A 325-nucleotide genomic window follows, 5' to 3' on the forward strand; every position below is an offset into this window, starting at 1 on the left:
CTTCTGCGATTCTTACCAAACGGATGAATTCGCTTCTCAAGAAAATGCAAAAGGCCCATTTTGACGGATTTGGAGTCGCAAGGCATTTAAAGGCATTTCACTATGAGGACTTCAAGAAGATTGACTTCGAGAAGGAATTCCCCCATATTCATTTTCAAGCAAAGGCGATTGTGGAAATCTCGGATTACGGAATTATTAGTTAGAGAAAAGGGGGGTGCTTTGTTCACTCCTGGCCCGTGTAAACATCAAATGCAAGCCGGGCCAGTTCCCCCAATCCTTTTTGCGCTTCATGGTAGTTCAGTCCTTCGCTGAGCGCCACTAGGAT

General features: G+C 45.2%; 1 protein-coding gene. It reads left to right on the forward strand.

Annotation, left to right across the window (positions count from 1 at the left end; all coding sequences use genetic code 11):
• Positions 1 to 203: Ger(x)C family spore germination C-terminal domain-containing protein (locus tag I8U17_RS18170; protein ID WP_232331189.1), on the forward strand; the 203-nt coding region annotated here is incomplete at its 5' end.
• Between the last annotated feature and the right edge of the window lie 122 nt (positions 204 to 325).

Origin of the sequence: Thermoactinomyces sp. CICC 10521, assembly GCF_016055135.1 — a bacterium.
Taxonomy (GTDB): domain Bacteria; phylum Bacillota; class Bacilli; order Thermoactinomycetales; family Thermoactinomycetaceae; genus Thermoactinomyces_A; species Thermoactinomyces_A daqus.